Origin of the sequence: Kitasatospora sp. NPDC058965 (assembly GCF_042741245.1) — a bacterium.
Classification (GTDB): Bacteria; Actinomycetota; Actinomycetes; order Streptomycetales; family Streptomycetaceae; genus Kitasatospora.
Genome location: NZ_JBHYKG010000448.1, coordinates 1 through 5,308, shown reverse-complemented (window position 1 = coordinate 5,308; position 5,308 = coordinate 1). Strand labels below are relative to the sequence as shown.

Annotated in this window: 4 protein-coding genes and 1 pseudogene; 1 reads left to right on the top strand and 4 read right to left on the bottom strand. The window is 74.4% G+C overall.

The window, feature by feature from the left end; translation table 11 throughout:
- Positions 1 to 50: 50 nt before the first annotated feature.
- Complete coding sequence (locus tag ACFW1A_RS38140; RefSeq protein ID WP_380417847.1) at positions 51 to 1,790, bottom strand: DUF885 domain-containing protein; 1,740 nt, start codon at positions 1,788 to 1,790, stop codon at positions 51 to 53.
- Between the two features lie 115 nt (positions 1,791 to 1,905).
- Between ACFW1A_RS38140 and ACFW1A_RS38135 the strand changes: the two genes are divergently transcribed.
- Complete coding sequence (locus ACFW1A_RS38135) at positions 1,906 to 2,646, top strand: TetR/AcrR family transcriptional regulator (protein ID WP_380417845.1); 741 nt, start codon at positions 1,906 to 1,908, stop codon at positions 2,644 to 2,646.
- 25 nt (positions 2,647 to 2,671) lie between these two features.
- Here ACFW1A_RS38135 and ACFW1A_RS38130 read toward each other — a convergent pair whose 3' ends face one another.
- From ACFW1A_RS38130 to ACFW1A_RS38120, 3 genes and pseudogenes are all read right to left on the bottom strand, one after another.
- Positions 2,672 to 3,523 (bottom strand): fumarylacetoacetate hydrolase family protein, encoded by an 852-nt coding sequence (locus tag ACFW1A_RS38130; protein WP_380417843.1) that lies wholly within the window; start codon positions 3,521 to 3,523, stop codon positions 2,672 to 2,674.
- A 128-nt stretch (positions 3,524 to 3,651) separates the two neighbouring features.
- Complete coding sequence (locus tag ACFW1A_RS38125) at positions 3,652 to 4,845, bottom strand: protein kinase (protein ID WP_380417841.1); 1,194 nt, start codon at positions 4,843 to 4,845, stop codon at positions 3,652 to 3,654.
- Positions 4,846 to 4,867: 22 nt separating this feature from the next.
- Positions 4,868 to 5,308 (bottom strand): annotated as a pseudogene (locus tag ACFW1A_RS38120) (hypothetical protein); the annotation flags it as partial.

The window sequence follows — 5,308 nt, the reverse complement described above, 5'->3', positions numbered from 1 at the left end:
GACCCGGGCCGGCCCGGCTCGGAGCGCGGAGAGCTCCGGGCCGGCCCGGGTCAGAGCGCGGAGAGCTCCGCCACCAGGTCGTCCAGGCCGAGCGAGCCCTGCGACAGCGCCGCCATGTGCCAGGCCTTCAGGTCGAACTCCTCGCCGCGCGCCTCGTGCGCCGCCCGGGCCGCCGCCCGACCGCGCAGCCAGGCCCGCTCGCCCAGCTTGTAGCCGATCGCCTGGCCGGGCAGGCCCAGGTAGCGGACCAGCTCGCTGTCCAGGAAGGCGGTGGACAGGCCGCAGTACTCGCCGAAGAACTCGCGGGCGAGCTCCGGGGTCATCGGCTCGCCCGGGTGGTACGGCGAGTCGGCCGGGAAGTCCAGGCCCACGTGCATGCCGATGTCCACGATCACCCGCAGCGCCCGCATCATCTGGGCGTTCAGGTAGCCGAGGCGGTGGCCCGGGTCGGTCAGGTAGCCCAGCTCGTCCATCAGGCGCTCGGCGTACAGCGCCCAGCCCTCCAGGTTGGCGCTCACCCCGCCGAGGCTGACCTGGTAGGTGGACAGGCTCGACGCCACGTAGTTCCACTGCGCCAGCTGCAGGTGGTGCCCCGGTACTCCCTCGTGGTACCAGGTGCTGACCAGGTCCCAGACCGGGAAGCTGTCCCGGCCCAGGGTCGGCAGCCAGGTGCGGCCCGGGCGGCTGAAGTCGAGCGAGGGCGCGGTGTAGTACGGGGCGGCGGCGCTGCCGGCCGGGGCGATCCGCGACTCCACCCGGGTCACCGGCTCGGCCAGGTCGAAGTGGACGCCCTGCAGGTCGTTGATCGCCTGGTCCATCAGGCCCTGCAGGTACGCGCGGGCCGGCTCGGCGCCGGTGATCGCGGGGCCGTCGGTCTCCAGCCACTTCATCGCCCCCATCGGGGTGGCGCCGGCCAGCACCTTCTCCGCCTCGGTGCGCATCTGCGCGTCCAGGTCGTGGAACTCGGTCCAGGCCCACCGGTAGGCCTCGTCCAGGTCCAGCTCGGCGCCGGTCCAGTAGCGCACCCAGCGGGCGTACCGCTCGCGGCCCACCGCGTCCGGGGTGCCGGCCGCGGCCGGGGCGTAGACCTGGGCCAGCCAGTCGCGGAAGGCGGCGATCCCGTCGGTGGCGGCCTGCGCCAGCGCCACCAGCGAGGTGCGCCGCGGCTCGGGGGCCGGGTGCACCAGCACGCCGAACCAGCCGGCCGTGCGGGCCGCCCCGGTGACCTCCTCGCCCGGCGCCAGCCACTCCTCGATCTGCTCGATCACGGTGCCGACCTGGCGCGGGCCGGAGAACAGGCCGCGCTCGACGCCGGCCTCCAGGGTCTGCCGGTACTGCTGGACGGCCAGCGGCACCCGGGCCAGCCGGCGGCCCAGGCGGTCCCAGTCCTCGTCGGTCTCGGTCGCCAGCAGGGTGAAGACCTCCCGCAGGTTGTGCAGCGGGGAGCCGAGGTTGCGCACCGAGCGGAAGTCCTCGCCCGCGTCGTGCACCGCGAGCTCCGCGGTGAGCCGCTCGCGCAGCAGCCGGGCGCAGCGGGCCTCGGCCTTCGGGTCGGCGGCGTCCGCCACGGCGCCGGCCGCCTCGGCGGCGTCCAGCTGGGCCAGGGTGCGGCGGGACAGCTCGGCCGCGGCGGCGAGGCCGGCCGGGGAGAGGTCGGGGAGGCGGTCGTCCTCCGGGTTGAGCCCGAGGTAGACCGCGGTCAGCGGGTCCAGGTCGGCGAGTGCCGTGACGTAGGCGTCCGCGATGTGGCGCGGGGTGACGTCGGCGGAGCGGTTCGGTTCGGAAGCCATTCGGACATCTTTTCGCAGCTCGGGTGCTTTGCAAGCCCCTTTCCGGAACGGTGGGTGCGATTTGCTCCCGGTGCGCCCGTAGAGCGCGCCCCCGCCGCGCACTACGCTGACCGCCATGAACGACACGGAGCCGGCCGAACCCGCCACCCCGGCCGCGCGGAAGCGGTCCGGCTACCGTCGGCTCCCGGTGCAGCAGCGCCGCGAGCAGCTGATCGCGGTGGCGCTGTCGCTGTTCAGCACCCGCCCGCCGGACGAGGTCAGCCTGGACGACGTGGCCGAGGCCTCCGGCGCCTCCCGCCCGCTGGTCTACCGCTACTTCGCCGGCGGCAAGCAGCAGCTCTACGAGGCCGCGCTGCGCAGTGCGGCCACCGAGCTGACCCACCGGTTCACCGTGCCGCAGCGCGGCACCCCGACCGAGCAGCTCGGCGCCGTGCTGGACGCCTACTTCTCCTTCGTCGCCGAGCACGACGCCGGCTACGCCGCGCTGCTGCGCGGCGGCTCCGTGGTGGAGACGGCGCGCACCAACGCGATCGTGGACGAGGTGCGGCGCACGGCGCTGCGCCGCACCCTGCGCTACATGGGCGTGCGGGAGGCCGGACCGCGGCTGACCCTGCTGGTGCGCAGCTGGATCTCGGTGGTCGAGGCCTCCTCGATCAGCTGGCTGGACGAGGGCCGGCAGATCCCGCCGGCCGAGCTGCGCGACTGGCTGGTGGACCAGTTCGTCGCGATGACCGCGGCCAGCGCGCCGCACGACGGACAGGCCGCCGAGGTGCTGGCCGGCCTGCTCGCGGCGGAGTCGCCCGACGGGCGGGCCGCGCGGCTGCTGGCCGGGCTCGGCGGGCTGACGATCGGTTAGGCCCGGTCCGCCGGGCCGCGGGCGCTCAGGCCTTGCCGAGCACCTGGCGCTGCCGGCCCAGGCCGGTGACCTCCAGCTCCATCACGTCGCCCGGCTGCAGGAACGGGACGCCCGGGCGGCCCATGGTGACGCCGGCCGGGGTGCCGGTGGTGACCACGTCACCCGGCTCCAGCACCATGAACTGGCTGATGTAGCGCAGCACCGCGAGCACCGGGAAGATCATCTGGGCGGTGCTGCCGTCCTGCCGCAGCTCCCCGTTGACCCACAGCTTCAGCTCCAGTGCCTGCGGGTCGCCGAGCTCCTCCGGGGTGACCAGGTAGGGGCCGAGCGGGTTGAAGGTCTCGCAGCACTTGCCCTTGTCCCACTGGCCGCCGCGCTCCAGCTGGAAGGCGCGCTCGGTCACGTCGTTGGAGATCGTGTAGCCGGCGATGCAGGCCGCCGCCTCGGCGTCGCTGGTCAGGTACCGGGCCGTCCGCCCGATCACCACGGCCAGCTCGACCTCGTAGTCGGTCTTGGTGCTGCCGCGCGGGATCAGCACCTCGTCCTCGGGGCCGACCACGGTGTTGCTCGCCTTGAGGAAGAGCACCGGCTCGACCGGGATCGCGGCGCCGGCCTCGGCCGCGTGGTCGCGGTAGTTGAGGCCCACGCAGACCACCTTGCCGGGGCGGGCCACCGGGGCGCCCAGCCGCTCGCCCGCCAGGTCGAGCACCGGCAGCTCGCCGGCGGCCACCGCGGCGGCCAGCTCGGCCGGGTCCAACGAGGCGAGGAACGCACCGTCGATCTCCCGGGTCCGGCCGGACAGGTCGTAGCCGGTGCCGTCGGGACCGAGCACCGCCGGCCGCTCCGCACCCGGGGCGCCCACACGCAGCAGCTTCATCTGCCCATCACCTCAATCGCTCTGCCGGAACAGGGGAAATAGAGGTATATCAACGGCTCGGAAGGGCCTGCCAGGGGGTCCGGATCGGCGAGTTCCTATCAATTCCTCCAAGCGCGGGCGGCGCCGAATCAGTCGGCCGCACGGTTGACATCGCCCAGCAGGGCGGCCAGCAGCCCGGGCGCGCAGGGCTGCTCGGGCACCGCCAGGCGGGTCAGCCGGCGCTGCACCGCGACGGTGTCGGGGTGGTCCTCCCCCAGCGCCGCGGCGCTGGCCGGCAGCAGCTCGGCCAGCAGGCAGTAGGCCTCGTCCGGCCGGCCCAGCCGCTCCAGCGCCACCGCGAGGTCGTGGCAGGTCCGCAGGGTGCGCCCGTCGTCCTTGCCGAAGGCCAGCGCGAAGTGCTCGATCAGCGGCCGCAGCCGGTCCACCGCCTCCTGCGGGCGGCCGTCCAGCGCGGCCTCGAAGGCGGCGTCGGCCCGGCGGCGCAGGTCGTGCACCGCGTCGGTGGCCCGGGCCAGCCGGCGGCCCACCTCGGCCGCGTCCACCGGTCGCTCGGCGGGGTCCTTGGCCAGCAGCTGGAACAGCAGCCGGGTCAGGTCGGCGGGCAGCGCCGCCGGGCTCGGGACCGGCTCCTCCAGGTGCTGCACCATCAGGCTGTAGGTGGTGGTGGCGGTGAACGGCCGGGCGCCGGTCAGGAGTTCGTACAGCACGCAGCCGACCGCGTAGAGGTCGGAGCGGACCGTTCCGGGCTCGCCGCGCCACCGCTCGGGGGCCAGGTACGGGGTCGAGCCGATCACCACGCCGTCGGTGGTCAGCCCGTCCCGGTTGTCGCCGATCTGGGCGATGCCGAAGTCGAGCACCTTGAGCAGCTGCCGGTCGGGTCTGGCGAACATGATGTTCTCGGGCTTGACGTCGCGGTGGATCACCCGGGCCGCGTGCGCGGCCGCCAGCGCCGCGCAGAGCTGACCGGCCCAGTCCAGCGCCTGCAGCAGCTCCGGGCGGCCGGCCGCCAGCACCTGCTTGAGGGTCTGCCCGTTGAGCAGCTCCATCACGATGAAGTGGTACCGCTCGCCCTCCGCGGCCACCTCGCTCTTGTCGTACACCGCCACGATGTTGGGGTGCGAGAGCTGGGCCAGCACGTCCACCTCGCGGTAGAGCCGCAGCAGGTCGCCGGCCTCCTCGCCGGTGCCGCGGTTGCGCAGCGCCTTGACCGCGACCTGGCGGCCGAGCCGGCGGTCGAAGGCCTCGAAGACCACGCCGAAGGTGCCGCGGCCCAGTTCGCCGACCAGGTCGTAGCGACCGTCCAGCAGCTCGCCGGCTTTCATCTCTCCCCCAGGACAGGCTGGTTCAGATGGGCAGGTGGTGGATGGGGAGACCGAGCAGCGCGGCGAGCTCACCGGGGCGGGCGGTCGAGCCCGACCGGCTCCGCCGGCGTTCGAGGTCGCTTCGGTAGGACCACAGGTCCCTGGTCGCCTTCGCCACGTCCTCGTCCCCCGGCCCCAGGGTGGCGATCATCAACGGCACGAGATCGGCCAACAGGCCTGCCGCGCCAGCGATATCGTCAGCCATCCCGCGCCAGATGGCAAGGTCATAGGCGATTTGCAGGGTCTGCGGGGCGTGCGGACCGAGGGCGCGCGCGGCCTCGGTGGTGAGGCCGGTGAGCAGCCGGACCGCCTCCATCGCGTGGCCGGCCTCGCCGAAGGCCCAGGCCTGGTCCACCCGGGCGCGCAGATCGGCCGCCGCGCCGGGGTGCGCGGGCGGCGCGGCGGGCGCCGCGGGCGCCGGGGC

Excerpts from the sequence above, each read along its gene's own strand:
- ACFW1A_RS38140 (WP_380417847.1), bottom strand. The coding sequence starts at position 1,790 with ATGGCTTCCGAACCGAACCGCTCCGCCGACGTCACCCCGCGCCACATC.
- ACFW1A_RS38135 (WP_380417845.1), top strand. The coding sequence starts at position 1,906 with ATGAACGACACGGAGCCGGCCGAACCCGCCACCCCGGCCGCGCGGAAG.
- ACFW1A_RS38130 (WP_380417843.1), bottom strand. The coding sequence starts at position 3,523 with ATGAAGCTGCTGCGTGTGGGCGCCCCGGGTGCGGAGCGGCCGGCGGTG.
- ACFW1A_RS38125 (WP_380417841.1), bottom strand. The coding sequence starts at position 4,845 with ATGAAAGCCGGCGAGCTGCTGGACGGTCGCTACGACCTGGTCGGCGAA.